Source organism: Halomonas dongshanensis (assembly GCF_024790395.1).
GTDB classification, from domain to species: domain Bacteria; phylum Pseudomonadota; class Gammaproteobacteria; order Pseudomonadales; family Halomonadaceae; genus Vreelandella; species Vreelandella dongshanensis.
In genome coordinates this window covers 210,170-227,047 of the sequence record NZ_JAJISC010000001.1, presented here as the reverse complement: position 1 = coordinate 227,047, position 16,878 = coordinate 210,170, and the positions used below count along the sequence as shown (strand labels likewise).

15 protein-coding genes are annotated in these 16,878 nt (G+C 61.8%); 11 read left to right on the top strand and 4 right to left on the bottom strand.

What is annotated here, in order from left to right; translation table 11 throughout:
- Nucleotides 1–3 precede the first annotated feature (3 nt).
- Both LLY24_RS01060 and LLY24_RS01055 read left to right on the top strand, forming a co-directional pair.
- Complete coding sequence (locus LLY24_RS01060; RefSeq protein ID WP_259034415.1) at nucleotides 4–1,461, top strand: uroporphyrinogen-III C-methyltransferase; 1,458 nt, start codon at nucleotides 4–6, stop codon at nucleotides 1,459–1,461.
- On the top strand, nucleotides 1,458–2,711 hold the full coding sequence (locus tag LLY24_RS01055; protein ID WP_259034414.1) for a heme biosynthesis HemY N-terminal domain-containing protein: 1,254 nt from the start codon (nucleotides 1,458–1,460) through the stop codon (nucleotides 2,709–2,711). Before LLY24_RS01060 ends, LLY24_RS01055 begins: the two co-directional genes overlap by 4 nt.
- Nucleotides 2,712–2,856: 145 nt before the next feature.
- Here LLY24_RS01055 and mscL read toward each other — a convergent pair whose 3' ends face one another.
- The gene (gene mscL, locus LLY24_RS01050) at nucleotides 2,857–3,357 is read right to left on the bottom strand and encodes a large conductance mechanosensitive channel protein MscL (RefSeq protein ID WP_259034413.1); all 501 of its coding nucleotides are present in this window, start codon (nucleotides 3,355–3,357) and stop codon (nucleotides 2,857–2,859) included.
- Nucleotides 3,358–3,708: 351 nt separating this feature from the next.
- Here mscL and LLY24_RS01045 point away from each other — a divergent pair, with 351 nt between their 5' ends.
- Nucleotides 3,709–4,656 carry an AEC family transporter gene (locus LLY24_RS01045; RefSeq protein ID WP_259034412.1) on the top strand — a complete coding sequence of 316 codons (948 nt, stop codon included), beginning with the start codon at nucleotides 3,709–3,711 and terminating at the stop codon, nucleotides 4,654–4,656.
- Between the two features lie 10 nt (nucleotides 4,657–4,666).
- Here the strand turns inward: LLY24_RS01045 and aroQ are convergent, their stop codons facing one another.
- Complete coding sequence (gene aroQ / locus LLY24_RS01040; RefSeq protein WP_259034411.1) at nucleotides 4,667–5,110, bottom strand: type II 3-dehydroquinate dehydratase; 444 nt, start codon at nucleotides 5,108–5,110, stop codon at nucleotides 4,667–4,669.
- A 175-nt stretch (nucleotides 5,111–5,285) separates the two neighbouring features.
- On the opposite strand from aroQ, the gene LLY24_RS01035 reads away from it, so the two are divergent.
- Together LLY24_RS01035 and LLY24_RS01030 are read left to right on the top strand one after the other, a co-directional pair.
- Nucleotides 5,286–6,140: a DUF72 domain-containing protein gene (locus LLY24_RS01035; protein ID WP_259034410.1), complete on the top strand. Its 855-nt coding sequence runs from the start codon at nucleotides 5,286–5,288 to the stop codon at nucleotides 6,138–6,140.
- Between the two features lie 152 nt (nucleotides 6,141–6,292).
- Entirely contained in the window at nucleotides 6,293–7,636 is a 1,344-nt protein-coding gene (locus LLY24_RS01030; protein ID WP_259034409.1) for a sodium-dependent transporter, read from the top strand.
- 112 nt (nucleotides 7,637–7,748) lie between these two features.
- Here the strand turns inward: LLY24_RS01030 and LLY24_RS01025 are convergent, their stop codons facing one another.
- Nucleotides 7,749–7,967 carry a PA3496 family putative envelope integrity protein gene (locus tag LLY24_RS01025; protein ID WP_259034408.1) on the bottom strand — a complete coding sequence of 73 codons (219 nt, stop codon included), beginning with the start codon at nucleotides 7,965–7,967 and terminating at the stop codon, nucleotides 7,749–7,751.
- A gap of 262 nt (nucleotides 7,968–8,229) precedes the next feature.
- Between LLY24_RS01025 and hexR the strand changes: the two genes are divergently transcribed.
- The 3 genes from hexR (at nucleotide 8,230) to LLY24_RS01010 (ending at nucleotide 12,622) form a co-directional block, all read left to right on the top strand.
- Entirely contained in the window at nucleotides 8,230–9,090 is an 861-nt protein-coding gene (gene hexR, locus LLY24_RS01020) for a transcriptional regulator HexR (RefSeq protein WP_259034407.1), read from the top strand.
- A 110-nt stretch (nucleotides 9,091–9,200) separates the two neighbouring features.
- Nucleotides 9,201–11,399, top strand: a complete 2,199-nt coding sequence (gene uvrD, locus LLY24_RS01015; protein WP_259034406.1) for a DNA helicase II — start codon at nucleotides 9,201–9,203, stop codon at nucleotides 11,397–11,399.
- 134 nt (nucleotides 11,400–11,533) lie between these two features.
- Nucleotides 11,534–12,622 (top strand): TRAP transporter substrate-binding protein, encoded by a 1,089-nt coding sequence (locus LLY24_RS01010; RefSeq protein ID WP_259034405.1) that lies wholly within the window; start codon nucleotides 11,534–11,536, stop codon nucleotides 12,620–12,622.
- 103 nt (nucleotides 12,623–12,725) lie between these two features.
- Here LLY24_RS01010 and LLY24_RS01005 read toward each other — a convergent pair whose 3' ends face one another.
- Nucleotides 12,726–13,163 carry an acyl-CoA thioesterase gene (locus LLY24_RS01005; protein WP_259034404.1) on the bottom strand — a complete coding sequence of 146 codons (438 nt, stop codon included), beginning with the start codon at nucleotides 13,161–13,163 and terminating at the stop codon, nucleotides 12,726–12,728.
- A gap of 120 nt (nucleotides 13,164–13,283) precedes the next feature.
- Here LLY24_RS01005 and LLY24_RS01000 point away from each other — a divergent pair, with 120 nt between their 5' ends.
- The 3 genes from LLY24_RS01000 (at nucleotide 13,284) to pstA (ending at nucleotide 16,859) form a co-directional block, all read left to right on the top strand.
- Entirely contained in the window at nucleotides 13,284–14,255 is a 972-nt protein-coding gene (locus LLY24_RS01000) for a PstS family phosphate ABC transporter substrate-binding protein (protein ID WP_427854525.1), read from the top strand.
- 88 nt (nucleotides 14,256–14,343) lie between these two features.
- Nucleotides 14,344–15,459: an ABC transporter permease subunit gene (locus LLY24_RS00995; RefSeq protein WP_259034403.1), complete on the top strand. Its 1,116-nt coding sequence runs from the start codon at nucleotides 14,344–14,346 to the stop codon at nucleotides 15,457–15,459.
- The gene (gene pstA / locus LLY24_RS00990) at nucleotides 15,459–16,859 is read left to right on the top strand and encodes a phosphate ABC transporter permease PstA (protein ID WP_259034402.1); all 1,401 of its coding nucleotides are present in this window, start codon (nucleotides 15,459–15,461) and stop codon (nucleotides 16,857–16,859) included. Before LLY24_RS00995 ends, pstA begins: the two co-directional genes overlap by 1 nt.
- Nucleotides 16,860–16,878: the final 19 nt, after the last annotated feature.

Below are 16,878 nucleotides of genomic sequence, written 5' to 3'. Positions count from 1 at the left end.
CAGATGAGCAAACACCCCAACGAGCAGGACGACGTGCAAGCGTCTACCGACGCCACCGACGGCGTTACCTCGACCGACGGCAGCGCGCCATCTCGCCCCGCTACCGCCGAGCGTACGCAAAACGATAACGCACCGTCCTCGTCGAACACCCAGAACACTCGCTCGCGGCGCCGCCAGAAAGCCAAATCAACGGCACCGGCTACCGCCGCCTCGGCTGCGGCTGCCAGCAGCGCCTCGACGTCCTCCTCGTCGGTTGATACGCCATCAGCCAACACATCGTCAGCTAGCGGCTCAACAGCGGACAAGCGCGCCCCGACAGCGGCCACCACGCCCTCGCCCGTCAATACGGCCAAGCCAGCAGGCGCTACGCCGCCGCCCTCCCCCCCGGCAACGCCGAGCGGTGGCCATGGCGGTGAAAAAGGCAAAGGCAGCGGCAAGTTGGCCCTCGTGCTCGTCGTGCTGGTCGCCATACTGCTAGTAGTGGCAGCGCTGTTCGGCTGGCAGCAGTTGAGCGCTCAACAGCAGCGTATCGATGCGCTTGCCGCCCAAACCGAGAGCAACGCTACCCAGCAGAGCGTAAGCGAGCTTACCTCGCGCGTGGATAGCCTCGACAGCGGCGAAGCCGAGCGCGAGAGCACGTTCAACGACACTCTGGAAGGACTGCGCGGCGAGTTCGCCGACTACCGCTCGAACGTCGACGAGACGCTGGATCAAGTGCTCACCGAACTATCGCAGTCGCAGGACACCGACGAGCGCGACTGGCTGCACGCCGAAGTAGCCTACTTGCTGCGTCTGGCCAACCAGCGTCTGCAGCTCGAAGGCGACGTAGAAGGCGCCGCAGCGCTTCTAAGTAGTGCCGACGAGCGCCTGGTCGAGGCCGACAACGCCGCACTGACACCGGTGCGGCGTGAAATCGCCAACGAACTCGCCGCTCTCGACGCCGTACCTCGGGTCGATCGCACCGGTATCTATCTGGCACTCAATGCCCAGCAGCAGCGCATCGCCAACCTGCGCCTTTCTCAAGAGATCGAAGAGCAGGCCGTCACCTCCGGCATCGAACAGCCCCCTACCGGCCCGTTCATGCGCCAGCTGGCCCGCTTCGGCGAAGAGCTGAAAGATTTGGTGGTGATTCGCCATCACGACGAAGCCATGGAGACGCTGGTCACCCCCGAGCAGGAGGCCTACCTGCGTCAGAGCCTGCGCTTGGTGCTCGAACAGTCGCAGCTCGCCCTGCTGCGCGAAGAGCAAACCCTGTACGAAACCAGCCTCGACAAGGCGCTGGAACTGCTCAACGCCTACTACGATACCTCGCGCGAAGAGACTCAGAGCGTGATTCGCCGCCTGCAAGAACTCAAGCAGAACGACGTCGAGCCGGAGCTGCCCGATATCAGCGCCTCTCAGGAAGCCATGACGCGCTTCATCGAGCAGCGCTTCGCGCGCAGCAGCGGAGGTGACGAATGAGAAAACTGATCCTGCTGATCATTGCCGGCCTTGCGGTCGGCGCCCTGTTCGGGCACCTGATGATGTCGGTGCCGGGCTACTGGCTGATTCGGGTTGGCGATACCTCGGTCCAAACCTCGTTCTGGTTCGGCCTGGTGCTGCTGCTCGGCGCTTTCATCGTGGTGCACTTCGTGCTTCGCCTGCTCACCGGCATCATTCGCCCGGTGGGGCGGTTTCGTACCTGGAACAGCCGGGCGCGTAACCGTCGTGCCATGAAGCGCACCGTGCGTGGCCTGGTAGCGCTCACCGAGGGCCGCTGGAAGCGTGCCGAACGCACGCTGGTCAAAGCTGCCGACGACTCCAGCACGCCGTTGGTGAACTACCTATCAGCGGCGCTGGCCGCACACTACCAGGGCCACTACGACACCGCCCAGGAGCACCTCAATCAGGCCCAGTTGACCACCGAAGGCGCCGACACGGCGGTTGGACTGATGCAGGCTCAACTGATGATCGATCGCCAGCAGCCCGAGGAGGCCTTGGCGATTCTTAACCGCCTGGATCGTAAGCTCAACAACCATCCCCAGGTGCTCAAGCTGCTCAAGCAGGTACACTTGAGCGTCAACGACTGGGAAGGCCTGCGCCGCCTGATTCCACGTCTGGCAGCGCAAAAGCTGATCTCGTCTCAAGAGCGCGAACAGCTCGAGTTCAAGGCCTACCGCGAGCTTATCCTGTTCGAACTCAGAACGCCGGGTAACATCGAGCGCCTGCGCACGCTGTGGGCCGACATGCCCGAGTATCTGCGCGCCAACACCGAGCTTTTGGTGCTCTACGCCGATGCCTTGGTACAGAGCCAAGAGGAAGTGATCGCCGAGCGCCTGCTGCACAAGGCGCTCGATCACCACTGGGATGCGCGCTTAGTCACCCGCTACGGCCTGCTCAATGTCGACCCGGCGCGCCAGCTCGCTACCGCCGAGGGTTGGCTACGCGAACGCCCCAACGACCCCGAGCTGCTGCTCACCTGCGGGCGTCTTTCGCTGCGCACGGGCAAGTGGGACAAGGCCCAGGAGTACTTCGAGGCCAGCCAGCGTCAGCGCCCCAACGGCGTGGTCTGCGCCGAACTCGCCCGCCTCTACGCAAGCCTTGGCGAGCACAACAAGAGCCAGCTCTACTACCGCCACAGCGTCGAGCTGCTGGCCCAGTCGCTACCTTCGCTGCCGCAACCCAGCGATGCCCGCGACAATCAGATCGAAGGCAAGAAAAAGCGCGCGTGAGCCACCTCACTCAGCGCATGAAAACGCCAACGGGCGCCTTAATAGGCGCCCGTTGGCGTTAGGTGAGTAAAAGGCTTGCGCTAGTCGATGCCGAGTGCGAGAAGGCTGCAAGCCTTTATTTAAAGTCATCAAAGATGCCCCTCGCTCAGGCCTTAGCGGGTTCGCCCGAAGGCACGCTCTCGGCAGGTGCTGGCAGCTCGGACGTGCAGTGGCCACAGCGGGTCGCTTTGATCGGCACGGTCATAAAGCAGTAGGGGCAGGCTTTCTCTACCGGACTTTTGGGCGCCACGACCTCTTCGCGCTTCAAGCGGTTGATACTACGTACCAGCAGAAAGACCACGAAAGCGACGATGGCAAAGCTCACTACCGCATTGAGGAAGAGCCCCAAGTTGAGGGTCACCGCGCCCGCCGCCTGTGCATCGGCAAGGGTGGCATAAGGCGCAGCGACGTTCCCCTCACGTAGCACGACGAAAAGGTTGGAGAAGTCGATCCCTCCCACCAAGAGACCAATCAGTGGGTTCATCACATCCCGTACCAGGCTCTGCACGATCAGCGTGAAGGCGCCGCCGATAATGATCCCCACCGCCATGTCGATAACGTTGCCTTTGACGGCAAACTCTCTGAATTCCTTAAAAAACTTAGCCATGACGCTGTCCTACTATGCGTGATCGAGAAAATCTCGAGGTTCGAATCCTACTATCTACTATGAGCGCCCGAGGGCGCTTAGGTAGAGTGTATCGCGCCTTGAAAGATTTCTCCGCCGATCCAAAAGCTTCGAACAAAAACTCAGCCATCTCGCCTGAGCGCACCATGTAATTCAGATTGATTTTCTTGACTCAGCACCTCTTATTAGGATTTTTCTTACTCAACAGCTTACGATTGAGTCCTTCGCTTTTCGAACATCATGCTAGATTGGCGCTGATGGCGGAGCAATGCCGTCTACCTATCGCGCTTTTCACCTCGCGTGTTTCTCTCTTCTTCTAGCGGCGCTTTTATCATGCTCGCCATTCTGACGATCACCACCCCCATTTTCCTCCTGATCGGTTCGGGGTATGCCGCGCGGCGCACGCGGTTGATCGACCATGAGCAGATGAAGGGCGTGGGCATTTTCGTCATGTATCTGGCGCTGCCTGCGCTGGTGATACGCGCGCTCACCCAACAGCCGCTAGAGGAGATCCTACAGTTCAACTACCTGCTGGCTTACGGTCTCGGCTCGGCGCTGGTCTTTGCCTTCGGGCTCTTCGTGAGCCTAAAAATTCAGCGTGAGCCCCTACAAACGGGGGCGATGCAGGCGCTAGGCATGGCGGCGTCCAACAGCGGTTTTATTGGCTACCCGGTCGCTGCCATGGTGATCGGCTCTCCAGCGGCGATCATGATGGCGCTGAACATGGTGGTCGAGACGCTACTGATCATTCCCACGGCGCTGATTCTGGCCGAGATGGCCACCCATCGCAGCGCCAGTTTGGGCAAGACCCTACGTACGACGCTGTTAAATTTGAGCAAGAATCCGGTGCTGATCGGCCTATTGATGGGGCTTTTCTTGGCCCTAACGCAGGCACCTCTTCCCAGCCCCGCTCTAAAAGCTATCGATATGCTGGCCGAGGCGGCGGGGCCGGCGGCACTGTTCGTCATTGGCGGGGCGCTGTGCGGGCTAGAGCTCAAGGGCCTTGCCGGTCGCGTGGGGCAGATCGTGGCGGGTAAGCTGGTGCTTCATCCGTTGATCATTTTAGGTGCGTTCTTGCTGGTGCCGGGCATCGATCCTGTCTTCATCGCGGGCGCGGTGCTTTTCGCCGCCGCGCCCATGATCAGCATCTACCCGCTTTTTGGCCAGCGCTATGGCGTTGGCGATATCAGCGCAGCGGCGTTGCTACTCGCAACCGTGGTCTCATTTTTCACTCTGAGCGTAGTGATCGGGTTGCTCGACACCTCACTGCTGGTTAGCTAGCGCTTATTTCCTACTTATCGGCGGCGTTAATGACGGCCTCCAGCGCCGCCACGTAGCCGTGGGTGCCGAGCCCCGCGATCACCCCATCGGCGCGCAGCGACACATAGGAGTGGTGGCGAAAAGCCTCGCGCTTGTGCACATTGGAGATATGCACCTCGATCACTTTGCCGTCGAAGGCGTTCAGGGCATCGAGGATGGCGACCGAGGTGTGGGTATAGGCCGCCGGGTTGATGATGATCGCGTGAGTGCCGTCGAGACGTGCGGCGTGAATCGCATCGATTAGCTCACCTTCGTGGTTACTCTGCTGGCAGTGAAGCTCCCAGCCAGCAAGGACCGCGATTTCGCGCATGGTATTGTTGACGTCGTCTAGCGTCTCGTGGCCGTAGATCTCGGGCTGGCGCGTGCCGAGCAGGTTGAGATTGGGGCCGTGCAGTACGGTAATCTTGTGGGCCATGGGGCGCTCCGCAGCGATTGAACGAATCCGTCACAGGGCGCGGCCAATAGCGTTCTCCAGCGAATCAGTGTTCGCTGGAGAACGCTGTGCTAGGTTATCGTCGCTTGTCGCTTTATCCACCGCGCCACGAGTAGAGTGTCATGGAATATCTCCCCAAGGAAGAGGCCCTCAACGTATGACCCCGCCGCTCTACCTGGGCCTGCCCATGTGGGCCAACCAGGATTGGCAAGGCAGCCTCTATCCGCGTCATGCCAAGACCGACCTGCTTGGCGACTACGCCGCGGTGTTTTCGAGCGTCGAGGGTAATACCACCTTCTATAGCGGCGCGCCGAAGGCCGAGACCATCGCTTCCTGGGCGCGCCAGGCGCCGCCGAACTTTCGCTTTTGTCTGAAGCTTCCCGCCCGAGTCACTCACGAGCAGCGCCTGACGCAACTGGATGACGCCTGGGCCTTTCTCGATGCCTTTGCTCCTCTGCACGACCGCCTGGGGCCCACCATGGTGCAACTGCCAAGGGATTTCGGCCCAAGTGAGCTTCCCAAACTCGAGGCCCTTCTGCGCCAATGGCCTGCACATCTTCCCTGCGCAGTCGAGGTGCGCCATCCCGATTTTTTCCACAAGGGTGAGGCAGAAAGGGCCTTGAACCAATTGTTGATAACTTTTAATGCCAATCGGGTGATGCTCGACGTGCGCCCGCTCTTCTCGACGCCCGCCAACGGCCACCCAGGGCTCGCCCACGCGCAGCAGGAAAAGCCGAAACTCCCACTACACGTGCTTTCCACAGGAAAATTTCCGCTCATTCGCTTCATTGGCCATATTGACAAAGAGATCAACGAGCGCTATTTCGCGCCCTGGCATCGTCAGCTAAAGCTGTGGATAAATCAGGGGAAAACCCCTTTCTTATTTGTGCATACTGCCGATAACCGCACGTCCCCCGAGATGGCCCGCCAGCTTTATCAAGCGCTGGGAAAGGATATTATGCTGGCCCCGCTCAGCGCTTTCGCCGGTGAACGCCAGACCACACTTTTTTGACAGCACCTCTCGTCCTACCCCGCTTTGCATGCCGTTTTACTGACAAACACTGCCTTTTTCGGCTAAATTGCGCTTACTTGGGGAGGTGAAACGTGTCGTTTCGTCTTGCTGAAAAAAACATACTATAAGTCGACGCAACGAATAGGTGAGGTATGGCAAAACTTGCACATGCACAGTGGTCCTCGAAGATGGGCTTTGTGCTGGCCGCTGCGGGATCCGCGGTGGGGTTGGGGAATATTTGGCGCTTCTCCTACCTAACGGGTGAAAGCGGTGGGGCGGCGTTCGTCATGGTTTATCTCGCCTGTGTGGCGCTGGTGGGCCTGCCGATTTTGGTCGCCGAGTGGATGATCGGGCGTCGGGGGCAGAAGAACCCGATCAACACCATGAGCGAGCTGGCCCATCGGCATGGCCGTTCACGAGGCTGGGCGATGGTGGGGATCAGCGGCGTTCTGGCGTCGTTCTTGATCCTGTCGTTCTATAGCGTCATCGGCGGCTGGTCGCTGAACTATACCCTGGGCTCGGTCATCGGCTCTTTCACCGGCCAAGATGCCGAGGCCAGCGGTGAGGCCTTTAACGGCCTGCTGGCAAGCCCAAAGGCGCTGTTGATCTGGCACTCCTTGTTCATGGCGCTGGTAGTGGTCATCGTCGCCCGCGGCGTGACCAAGGGGCTCGAAGCGGCAGCGCGCGTGCTGATGCCTGCGCTGGTCGTGCTGCTCATCGTGCTGGTGGGTTACGGCGCGCTCAGCGGCTTTTTCGGCGAAGCGCTAAGCTTCATGTTCACGCCAGACTGGAGCGCGCTCAACGGCGGCGTCATGCTCGCGGCCATGGGGCAGGCGTTCTTCACGCTGTCATTGGGTATGGGCATCATGATGGCCTACGGCTCGTACCTGGGTGAGGACGTTAACTTACTCAGCACCGCGCGTACCGTCATCATTTTGGATACCGCCATTGCGCTGCTGGCGGGGCTGGCGATCTTCCCCATCGTCTTCGCCAACGGGCTGGATGCCTCGGAAGGTCCTGGACTCATCTTCGTTACTTTGCCCATCGCTTTCGGCAACATGACCGGTGGTAGCCTGCTGGGCCTTGCCTTCTTCCTGCTGCTGACCTTCGCCGCACTCACCTCGGCGATTTCGCTGCTGGAGCCGGTCGTAGAAACGCTTGAAGAGCGCACTGCGCTGGGCCGCTTGGGCGCCACGCTGGTCAGCGCCGTGGCCGTTTGGTTGGTCGGTGTAGCGGCACTGCTGTCGTTCAACGTCTGGGATAGCGTGCTGATCTTCGGGCTGAATATCTTCGACTTCCTGGATACCTTCACCGGCAAAATCCTGCTGCCATTGACCGGGCTCGGCGCCATTATTTTCTATTCGATCTGTCTGGATAAGGAAGAGGCGCGTAAAGAGCTTGCGATGGACGTCTACGACTACAGCCTGTGGAACCTACTTGCCAAGTACGTAGCGCCGTTAGGCGTGATCATCGTCTTCCTGGCGGGCTTTTTATAAGGGCCTGAAGGCGTAGAAGATAACTTAGCCCTGCCTTCGTGCAGGGCTTCGTCTTTGTAAGCGCTTAGGTTTAAGCATTTATTCCTAGCGCTCGTGAACTATCGCAAGACCGTCAGTGCAGATCGCTTTCGGGATACTCTTCATCATCGGGAAGAGGAGCGATATCTTTCGAGAGTTTTTGAATTTCGCGGTGTAATTCGATGCCTCGACGGGCCCGCAGATGGCGCTGGGCGGCGCTGCGTTGGCGCTCGGCGTGCTCGTCTACCTTCATGCTCATTAGGATATCGAGCAGTTCGCTCTTAACCGAGGTAATTCGTTCGACGCTTTTCATAATCGACGTTCCTCCAGGTGAGTGCTTACGGCCACCTGCATCCGTGACGCCATAATGATGCAGCGCGGCACGTCACTTCTTACTATAACCTAATTGACAAAATGATGACCGTTAGCGAAAAAATCGCAAACGTGCTTTCAACGTTATGCGACGTATCCATATGCGCATGGCGCCTTGAACGCATTTTTCCTGCTGGCTTCGCCGTGCTGGTGTAGGCTAGGCGGATTCGATACGACAACGCTGAACGACGAAGGAGCTGACCGTGAGCCGCGCCCTGTTCGATGAGATGAGACGCCGGATGGAGCTTTTTCGCCGCTCCGAACAAAAGGTGGCGCGCTTCGTTTTGCGCAACCCCGAAGAAGTGATCCACATGCGCATCGTCGACCTCGCGACCGAAGCGAAGGTCAGCGAGCCGACGGTGGTGCGCTTCTGCCGCGCGTTAGGCTGCAACGGTTTTCAGGATTTCAAACTCCAGCTGGCCCAGATGCTCGCCTCAGGCAGCCAGTTCGCTCAGTTCTCGATGAACGATAGCGACTCGGTAGCGGAGTTCTCTCACAGCATTTTCGACTCGACCGTGGGCACGCTGCTATCCGTGCGCGACCGGCTCGACAACGACGCCTTGGGCCGCGCAGTCAATGCGCTGGCCATGGCCAACCGGGTGGAGTTCTACGGTTATGGCGCGTCTGGTGCCGTGGCCTTCGATGCCCAGCACAAGTTCTTCCGCCTGCAGATCTCTACCTCCGCCTATGCCGACCCGCACATGCAGAACATGTCGGCGGTGACGCTCAAGGAGGGTGACGTCGTCGTCGCCATCTCGCAAACCGGACGTACCAAAGCCCTGGTGGCAAGCGTTCGTCTCGCGCGCGAAGCAGGCGCGACGGTGATCGGCCTGTGCCCTAGCGGCACCCCGCTGGCCGAGGAAGTGAGCCTGCCGCTCTACATCGACGTGCACGAAGACACCGAAATCTATACACCGATGAGCTCACGTATCGCCCATTTGGTGCTGATCGACGTGCTCGCCGTGGGCGTGGCCAAAACGCGCGGCCCCAAACTCGCCGAGCAGCTCAAGGCGGTCAAGCGCAGCCTCAACACCCTGCGCTATCCCGATGAGGGTGAAGGCTAGAAAGCAAAGGCAAGCGCTCGTCGAGCGTTTCCTCTAAGCCGCTGTATACGCAACCAGTGCGTCGGCTGTGCTAGACTGAGCGCCCACTTTGCAGGCCAGCAGCGGTTTCTATGGACGACGTCACGGCGATACTCGATCAGCTCAATCCGGCCCAGCGCGAGGCGGTCAGCGCCCCTCAGGGTAACCTTCTCGTACTGGCCGGAGCGGGCTCGGGCAAGACCCGCGTACTGGTCCACCGCATCGCCTGGCTGATGCAGGCCGAAGGGCTTTCGCCTTACGCCCTGCTGGCGGTCACTTTCACCAACAAGGCCGCGCGGGAGATGCGCACCCGCCTCGAGGCGCTGCTGGGCATTTCGCTGCGCCACGTTTGGGTCGGCACCTTTCACTCCATCGCCCACCGCCTGCTGCGCACCCACTGGCAGGATGCTCGCCTGCCTCAGCACTTCCAGATCATCGATACCGACGATCAGCTACGCCTGATCAAGCGCCTGCTCAAGGACTACGCCATCGATGACGAGCGCTACCCGCCGCGCCAGGTACTCGGGTTCATCTCCGGCTGCAAGGAGGAGGGGCTGCGCCCGCAGCAGGTCGATGTAGCCGGTGACGCCTACATGGGCCAGATGGTCGAACTCTACGAGCGCTATCAGCTCACCTGCGAGCGCGGCGGCCTGGTCGATTTCGGCGAGCTACTGCTTAGAAGCCTCGAGCTCTTGCGCGATAACCCTGCGCTGCTCAAGCACTACCGCGAGCGCTTCGGGCACGTACTGGTCGACGAGTTCCAAGACACCAACACCCTGCAGTACGCCTGGCTCAAGCTCTTGACCGGCACCGAGACGCCGATGACGGCGGTGGGCGATGACGATCAGTCGATCTACGGCTGGCGCGGCGCCAAGATCGAGAACATCCGCCGCTTCGAGCAGGAGTTTACCGCGGTAAAAACCGTACGCCTGGAGCAGAATTACCGCTCCACCAGCGCGATTCTGGAAGCCGCCAACACCCTGATCAGCCACAACAGCGAACGCATGGGCAAGAACCTGTGGACCGAGGGCGCCGAAGGCGAGCCGATCTCGGTCTACGCGGGCTTCAACGACCTCGAAGAGGCGCGCTTCATCGTCGATACCATCAAGGAGAAGGTCGACCAGGGGCTGAACCGGCGCGACATCGCCATTCTCTACCGCTCCAACGCCCAGTCGCGCCTGCTGGAGGAGACGCTGATTCGTCAGGGTATTCCTTACCGCATCTACGGTGGGCACCGCTTCTACGAGCGCCTGGAGATCAAAAACTCCCTGGCCTATCTGCGCCTACTGCTCAATCGCGACGACGATGCCTCTTTGGAGCGGGTGATCAACGTGCCCACCCGGGGTATCGGCACGCGCACGGTAGAGATCGTGCGCCATCGCGCACGCGAACAGAGCGTCTCGCTGTGGCAGGCGCTGCACGACGCCCTGGGCGACGGCACCTTGAAGGGCCGCGCGGGCAATGCGGTCAAGGCGTTCACCAACCTGATCGAGCGCCTCGATAACGATACCTCGGGCCTTTCGCTCTACGAGATCATCGAGCACGTCAACGTGCATACGGGGCTGATCGAGCACCATCAAAGCGAGCGCGGTGAGAAGGGCCAGGCGCGGGTCGAAAACCTCGAGGAGCTGGTGACTGCCGCCCGCGCCTTCACCCAGGGCGATGCCTTCGAGACCCCGGAGGCGGGTGAAGGTATGGCGGCGCTGGAGGCGTTCTTGTCCGAGGCAGCGCTTAATGCCGGCGATCACGAGGCCGAAGAGTTCGAGGACAGCGTGCAGTTGATGACGCTGCACTCGGCCAAGGGGCTCGAGTTTCCCGTGGTATTCATCGCCGGGGTCGAGGAGGGGCTCTTTCCCCATAAGATGTCGCTGGAGGAGGCCGGGCGCCTCGAAGAGGAACGCAGGCTCTGCTATGTCGGCGTGACCCGCGCCATGGATAAGCTCTACCTTACCCACGCCGAAACCCGGCGGCTGCACGGCAAGGAGGTCTTCCCCCGGCCGTCGCGCTTTTTACGTGAGCTACCGCCGCACCTGCTCGAAGAGGTTCGCCTGCGCGGCCAGGTGTCGCGGCCGGTCACCGCCTCGCGCGGCGGCTTCACCCAAACCAGCATCGAAGCGGAGGGTGACCTACCCAGCCTGCACGTTGGCCAGCGGGTCGGGCACCCGGTGTTTGGTGAAGGCATCATCCTCAACGCCGAGGGAGAAGGGGCGCGGGCACGGGTACAGGTCAGCTTCGAGGGCGAAGGTGTGAAGTGGCTAGTACTCGGCTTTGCCAAGCTGACGCCGCTGTAAGACCCAAGCGCCTAAGACCTAAGTAACGCTTGTGGCGCACTTGCTCGACAAAACCGGCTTGCCGCATACTGGTCGGCGGACACTACGCCCTCTGCGTACGACAAAAAACGCATAATTTCGGAGTCATGCCCGCCATGCAACGCCGCCAATTCTTGAAGACCGCCGGTATCGGCGCCGCCGGTGCCGCCGCTGCACCCTTCGTTTCCACTGCCCAGGCTCAGGAAACCTACACCTGGGACATGGTCACCTCCTGGCCGAAGAACTTCCCGGCACTGGGTACCGGCGCCAACGACTTTGCCCAGCGCGTCGAGGAGCTCTCCCAAGGGCGTATCCGCATTCGCGTTCACGGTGCCGGTGAGCTAGTGCCTGCTTTCGAGGTCTTCGATGCCGTGGCCGCCGGTACCGCCGAGATTGGCCACTCCACGCCCTACTACTGGCGCGGCAAGGTCGCAGCGTCGCAGTTCTTCACCGCCGTGCCCTTCGGCATGACCACCAGCGAACTCAACGCCTGGCTCTACTACGGCGGCGGTCAGGAGCTGTGGGACGAGCTCTACGGTGAGCACAACCTCAAGCCCTTCGCGGTGGGCAATACCGGCCCGCAGATGGCGGGCTGGTTCAAAAAAGAGATCACCTCACTGGCCGACATGCAGGGCATTCGCCTGCGCCTGCCGGGCCTTGCCGGTGAAGCAATGAACCGCATTGGCGTCACTACGGTCAACCTGCCGGGCTCGGAGATCTTCACCTCGCTGCAGACCGGCGTTCTCGACGCCGCTGACTGGGTCGGGCCCTACAACGACATGGCCTTCGGCCTGCACCAGGTAGCCGACTACTACTACACCAGCGTGTGGAACGAGCCGACTGCCGCCGTTGAGACCATGATCAACCTGGACGTTTGGAATGCCCTGCCCGAAGACCTGCAGGCGGTAATTCGTGAAGCCGCGCGGGCCTCCAACCTGGCGATGTATACCGAGTTCACCTACCGCAACGCCCAGGCGCTGGATACCCTGGTCGATGAGCACGGTGTCGAGCTGCGCGAGCTTCCTGAAGACGTCATGCAGGCGCTCTTCGAAGCCTCCCAGGCGGTCATTCAGGAGCAGGTGGACAACGATGAAGCCTCGCGTCGGATCTACGAATCCTACGCGGCTTTCCAGCGCGCCCAGCGTCGCTTCAGCGACATCAGCGAATACGCCTACCTCAAAGGACGCGAAAACGTCGGCGCCTGATCGCGACACCGCTTTCGCTACGCAAACGGGGCGCCTTCAAGGCGCCCCGTTTTATTGCCAAGGAGTACTACTCCGCTGCTAAGAAGTACGAGGCGCGTATCGCCTAAGCTCTAACAGAGGACTCGCGCGTGCTGCGTACGGCGCGGATACGGCCGTTGTCGTCCAGCGCCACCATCACGAAACAGGCCTCGGTGACTTTCTGACGCTCTTCGACGTGACGAGCGTGGGGCGCGCGCGTCCAGACCTCGACGTCGATCTTGATCGAGCTATGACCGATCTCGCGAATACGGGTGAACAAACTTACGATCGACCCCACCCGCACCGGGCTCAAGAAATCCATCGACTCGATCGCCACCGTCGCCGTGCGCCCTCCTGCTTCGCGCCCGGCAGCGAGCTCAGCGGCCTGATCCATGTGACTCACCAGCCAGCCGCCGGTAATATCGCCGTAGAAATTGGTATCCTGGCGCGACGCCATTACCTTGAGGGTAAGCTGGCCCTGAGGTGCGGGAACGTCGTCCAAGTCGGTATTAGCAAGTGTCATGAGTTGGTCGCTTAATCGGGTTATTGTTGTAGCAAATCGGTTGTAGCAAATCAGCTGTAACAAATCGTCGAGCATCGACGTCAAGAAGTGGTCGGCAGTTAAGCATAGGAGCGCACAGGTTTGAAGAGCGGTTACCTTGCCCTGGCAAAAGTCTACGCCTGCCTTGGGCTGTTTGCCATCGCCCTGCTCTGCAACGCGCCGAGCTTGGCGCAGCCGCAGGCCGGTGCCGTGAGCGGCACGCTGGGCGCTACCGGCTCCGATTCCATGGCCGGGCTCATGCTGCGCTGGAGCGAAGCGCTCACCGCCCACTACCCCGAGGTAACGCTACAGTTTCTCGCAGGCGGCTCGGCCAGCGCCCCCACCGCGCTCATGGCAGGCACCACGCGATTGGGCCCGATGTCGCGGCGCATGACGCCAAACGAGCGTGACGGATTCACCGCGCGCTACGGCTATCCACCGCTGGAGTTACGCGTTGCCCGCGACGCCCTGCTCATCGTGGTCCACCGCCATAACCCGCTGCAGGCGCTGACGCGCCAGCAGGCCGACGCCATCTTTTCGACCACGCTCAGCTGCGGCGCACCGGCGCCGATACGCCGGTGGGAGGAGCTCATGGGGCCGAGCCAGTGGCCCCACGGGCGTATTGCCCTGCACGGACGCAATCTCGCCTCGGGCACCTATGGACTGTTCGAGGAGCGCGCGCTCTGTCATGGCCGCTTTCGTCCCGACATCAGCGAATATCCTGGCTCCTCCGCTGTGGTTGCGGCGGTGGGCGAGTCTTTCGCGGCCATGGGCTACGCCGGATTCAACCATTTGACGCCCGCCGTGCACGCGCTAAGCCTGATGACCGACAGCGGTGACGTCGTCCCTGCCGAGGAGCGCACCATCCAGAGTGGCGACTACCCTTTGTCGCGCTATCTCTATCTCTACGTCAACGCCCCACCCGGCCACCCGCTACCTGCCGCCGAGGCGGCGCTGATCAGGCTGATGCTCTCATCCGAAGGCCAGGAAATCGTGCGCGCGGCTGGGTTCGTTCCGCTGGCCAGCGATGAGCTAGAGCGCCAGCGCCGCCTGGCTAGCCTGGAGGCGTCATGAAACTGTCATCAAAACGTCGTAGAGTGAAGCGTATGCCCTTTCCGCCTGCCTATCTCGACTCCGGCCACGGTGCCTGCATGAGCGTCATATGAGCGCATTTCGGCGTTTTGCCTCGCCGCTCGACCTCCGGCGTTTCAAGGACCGCCTGGCCACGGGACTGATCACGGCGGGCGGCATCACCGTGCTCGTGGCCATTCTGGCCATTGGGATCTTTCTCGTGGGTGAGACGCTGCCGCTTTTACGGCTGCCAGAGACGCTAGCGCTTGCCAAGCTTTCGCCACTGCTCTTCGGCACCTTCAAGGCCGCGCTCGCCGCGCTGCTGTTCGCCGTACCGGTAGCGCTTGGGGCGGCGATCTACTCGGCGCTGTTCATGTCGCCTCGGCTTCGCTCGCGCATCAAGCCCACCATGGAGATGATGGAAGCGGTGCCCGGCGTGGTCATCGGCTTCATTGCCGGTCTTGTGCTCGCGCCCTGGGTCGAGCGCCACCTGCTCAGCACGCTGATGGTCATCGTGTGGCTCCCCGTCAGCGCCGCGCTGATCGGCGTGCTGTGGTATCGCCTGGGGCATCGGCTACGGCGGCGCTTGTCACTTGCCTCGGCGGGGCTGTGGCTCGTACCCTGGCTGGGTCTGATGATGGCACTCGCACTGTGGCTTGCGCCCAGCCTCGAGCAGCTATGGTTCGGCAACGACCTTCCGCTTTGGCTCGAACGCCACTGGGGGCTCGATTACACCACGCGCAACACCCTGATCGTGGGTATCGCCATGGGCTTTGCGGTGATTCCGAGCCTTTACTCGCTTGCCGATGATGCACTAGCGGACGTGCCCGCCGCCCTGCTCGAAGGCGCCCAGGCGCTGGGCGCAAGCCGCTGGCAGTCGCTCTGGCGCGTGGCGCTGCCCTGTGCGGGGCCTGGGCTTTTCGCGGCGCTGATGATCGGCATTGGCCGCGCCGTGGGTGAAACCATGATCGTGCTGATGACCAGCGCCAACATGGCGCTAGTGAGCGCCAACCCCTTCGAGGGGCTGCGTTCGGTGGCCGCCGCCATCGCCATCGAACTGCCGGAGGCCGCCCCCGGCAGCCTGACCTACCACGTACTGATTCTCGCCGCGCTGGTGCTGTTTCTCTTCACCTTCATCGTCAACACCCTGGCCGAACTCGTACGCCAACGCCTGCGGCGACGCTACCGGCTGCTGGGGGGCAAGTGATGCGCACGACCTTACGCCGCTCGACGCTGGATCATCTGTGGCCATGGCTCTGCGCCGCGAGCTTAGCGCTGTCACTGCTGTTGCTCATCATGTTGGTGGGGCTCCTGGCCACTCGGGGGCTTGGCCACTTTTGGCCCGCTCCCCTGCAGGAGGTCACCCTGCGCTCCGGCGAGACGCTGGCGGGACAGCCCATTCGCGAGACGGCGCTGCCCGCGCAGCAGGGCCAAGAACGGCTCTACTTCACCGGTAATCAGGACAGCGACGGCCAGCGCTGGCGCTGGGTCGCGGTCGACGACATCGTCTCTACGCGCACGCCTGATGACGTGATTCGTCTCGAGCGCACGCCCTGGGGCGATTTCATCGGCCGCCTCGTCGCCTTCGAAAGCGCCAACGGGCATCTGGAGGGCGAAGCGGCCTGGAAAGAGCTTCAAGCGCAGCTAGCCCTTCCTCCCAGCGCACGGTCTTTAGCCACGCTAACTCTCGAAACCGCAAGTGGCGCTTCTTTGATGCAGCCCTTGAGCGGCGTGCTTCACGCCCAGGCGCCCAATGCGCTCTCTTTATGGGAGAAGCTGAACGCCTGGCAAAACGGCCTGTGGCGCTTTCTAAGCGAGGGGCCGCGCGCGGCCAATACCGGCGGTGGCGTCTGGCCCGCCATCTTCGGCACCGTGCTGATGGTGATTTTGATGTCGGTGATCGTCACGCCCTTTGGCGTGCTAGCGGCCATCTACCTTAACGAAATCGCCCATCAGGGGCGGCTGACGCGGCTCGTGCGCATCGGCGTGCGCAACCTCGCTGGCGTGCCGTCGATCGTGTACGGCGTCTTTGGGCTTGGAGTATTCGTCTACGGTATCGGCGGCTCGCTGGACGAGTGGTTCTTCAGCGATACCCTGCCCTCTCCCACCTTCGGCACCGGCGGGCTGCTATGGGCCTCGCTGACCCTGGCGCTGTTGACCCTGCCGGTTGTGATCGTAGCCACCGAAGAGGGGCTTGCACGTATTCCCGATGCTCAGCGTGAAGGCGCGATGGCGTTGGGGGCCACGCGCCTGGAGATGCTGACGCGTATCGTGCTGCCCATGGCGACCCCGGCGATGCTGACCGGGGTGATTCTCGCCGTGGCCCGCGCCGCTGGCGAGGTGGCGCCGCTGATGTTGGTGGGGGTCGCCAAGCTCGCCCCTCAAGTGCCGCTAGACGGTGACTTCCCCTATCTGCACCTGGAGCGCAAGTTCATGCACCTTGGCTACCATCTGTTCGATACCGCCTTTCACGGCGAGGACGTCCAGGCCGCCATCCCGCTGATCTACGCCACGGCGGCGCTGCTGGTCGCTATCGTGCTGGTGCTTAACATAACTGCCATATTTCTGCGTCATCATCTAAGACGCCAACGGGGAGGCGAATGCTAGCGCCGTCATCGAACCCACC

Coding starts and splice junctions, on each gene's coding strand:
- LLY24_RS01060 (WP_259034415.1), top strand. CDS start 4: ATGAGCAAACACCCCAACGAGCAGGACGACGTGCAAGCGTCTACCGAC.
- uvrD (WP_259034406.1), top strand. CDS start 9,201: ATGGACGACGTCACGGCGATACTCGATCAGCTCAATCCGGCCCAGCGC.
- LLY24_RS01025 (WP_259034408.1), bottom strand. CDS start 7,967: ATGAAAAGCGTCGAACGAATTACCTCGGTTAAGAGCGAACTGCTCGAT.
- LLY24_RS00995 (WP_259034403.1), top strand. CDS start 14,344: ATGAGCGCATTTCGGCGTTTTGCCTCGCCGCTCGACCTCCGGCGTTTC.
- mscL (WP_259034413.1), bottom strand. CDS start 3,357: ATGGCTAAGTTTTTTAAGGAATTCAGAGAGTTTGCCGTCAAAGGCAAC.
- pstA (WP_259034402.1), top strand. CDS start 15,459: ATGCGCACGACCTTACGCCGCTCGACGCTGGATCATCTGTGGCCATGG.
- LLY24_RS01010 (WP_259034405.1), top strand. CDS start 11,534: ATGCAACGCCGCCAATTCTTGAAGACCGCCGGTATCGGCGCCGCCGGT.
- LLY24_RS01005 (WP_259034404.1), bottom strand. CDS start 13,163: ATGACACTTGCTAATACCGACTTGGACGACGTTCCCGCACCTCAGGGC.
- LLY24_RS01045 (WP_259034412.1), top strand. CDS start 3,709: ATGCTCGCCATTCTGACGATCACCACCCCCATTTTCCTCCTGATCGGT.
- LLY24_RS01030 (WP_259034409.1), top strand. CDS start 6,293: ATGGCAAAACTTGCACATGCACAGTGGTCCTCGAAGATGGGCTTTGTG.
- LLY24_RS01035 (WP_259034410.1), top strand. CDS start 5,286: ATGACCCCGCCGCTCTACCTGGGCCTGCCCATGTGGGCCAACCAGGAT.
- aroQ (WP_259034411.1), bottom strand. CDS start 5,110: ATGGCCCACAAGATTACCGTACTGCACGGCCCCAATCTCAACCTGCTC.
- LLY24_RS01055 (WP_259034414.1), top strand. CDS start 1,458: ATGAGAAAACTGATCCTGCTGATCATTGCCGGCCTTGCGGTCGGCGCC.